Raw genomic sequence first — 1,790 nt, 5'->3', positions numbered from 1 at the left:
GACATCGTCTCCCGGTGCGCGACCTGGTAACTGGGGAGTTTGTCGGTAACCAGCATCCGCCGCGGGTGCTGGTTACCGACATTTAGATTGGGTGAGGGTCCACGAGACGAACGACACACCGACTGGAACGCAAGGCGATTCCCGAAGTTTTCAGTGTTCGCCCGCGGACCCGCCCGGGTCGGATCGGTGTCCCTGTTCGGGAACTCGAAGCTGTTCTCACAGACGGACTTCTGCTTACAGAATGTCTGGGCCGTGCCGTCCCCGCTCTGGGCTCGTCACCTTCGATCCTCGAACAGATAGGGCGCAGCACATGAATCTCACCCTCGGAATCTACCTCGCCTGCCGGGGAGCGCATCAAGCCTCGCTCGCGCGACCAGACGGCAGCTACACCTGGACCGGCAAGAAATTCACCCGCCCACCCCCACGACCTCGAATGAATATGGGCCGACCTCGAACTCGGCGAGAGCGACACCGTAACCGTGGTCCTCGAACCCACCCGCAACGCCTGGGCGCCCGTCGACTCGTGGTTTCCTCGTGGTTTCGCCGCCGCGGTGCCACCATCGCCCTGGTGCCCACCACGCAGTCCGCGGACCTGCGGGCCTACTACTGGCAAACACACCAAGAATGACCACCTCGACTCCACACTGCTCGCCCGGCTGCCGCTGCTCCATCGAAGAGGGACTGCGGAGCACACCAACGACGGACCCGCCGACCCGCTGCGCAGAGCGGTCAAGATGCGATCGTCGATCGTCAAGCGCCGCACCGCGATCTACCAACGACTGGACGCGCAACTCGAACTGCTCGGCCCCGCCTGGTACGACGCCTTGGGCAGCAACTACGGCAAATGCGCACTAGCCGTTCTGATCCGTTACGCCGACCCGACCGGCATCCTGCGTCTGGGCCCCGCCCGTCTGACCCGATTCCTGGTCCGCCACTCTCGCGGCGCCTGGCGCGACGAACAGGCCCGAACGTTGCTGGCTGCGGCGCGTGAATCAGTCGAACTGTGGGGTCCTGACGGCATCGATTTCGCCGAACTCGCTGCCGACATCGCAGTCGAGGCGCTGCAGGCCCGAGTGCTCACCGAGCAGATCGAGGACCTCGACGAGCGGATCGCTGATCTCTACGAGGAAGCCGATCCGACAGGGATCATCGCCTCCGCACCCGGGATGGGGCCGGTGAACTCCGCTGTCGTCGCCGGCCGGATCGGTGACCCGCACCGGTTCACCAGTCTCGCCGCGATCCGCGCCTACTCCGGACTGGTCCCCAAGGTCAGCCAGTCCGGGCTGCACAACCACCAATACGGGCTGACCAAGGCCGGGGACCCGCTCTTGCGGGAGGCTCTGTTCAATGCCGCCGACCACGCCCGCAAGGCGGACCCGCAGCTCGCGGTGAAGTATGTCCGGCTCAGGAACTCCGAACGTCACCACGACTGGGCGATCTGTCACATCGCGACCATGCTGCTGACCAGGATCGCCGCCTGCTGGCGTGCCGGAGAGCATTACGTGTTGCGCGATACCGACGGCCGCATCATCACGCCCGCGGAGGGCCTCAGCATCGTCGGTGAACACCACCAGGTTGACCCGAAGATTCGAGAGAAGGCTGCTCACCACCGTCAGTCGAAGCGGCTGAAGGTGGGGCGGGTCGGGAGCAACAGGAGTCGCCGAGCGCTCCAACATCCCGGCCCGCCGATTCCGAGTTTACGAGGGTCGATGTCGCTTGACTGTTGTTAGGAACTCAAACTCCCCAGTTACCAGGTCGCGCACCGGGAGACGATGTCAACGGTCGAGCAT

The 1,790-nt window shown here is 64.7% G+C and carries 1 pseudogene; it reads left to right on the top strand.

What is annotated here, in order from left to right:
- The first annotated feature begins 310 nt into the window (after positions 1-310).
- Positions 311-1,720, top strand: a pseudogene (locus H7C86_RS36825) (IS110 family transposase).
- Positions 1,721-1,790: the final 70 nt, after the last annotated feature.

Origin of the sequence: Rhodococcus sp. UFZ-B548, from assembly GCF_903819475.1 — a bacterium.
Classification (GTDB): domain Bacteria; phylum Actinomycetota; class Actinomycetes; order Mycobacteriales; family Mycobacteriaceae; genus Rhodococcus_F; species Rhodococcus_F erythropolis.
The sequence above is the reverse complement of the archived record's forward strand: the minus strand, read 5'-3'. Positions and strand labels throughout refer to the sequence as shown.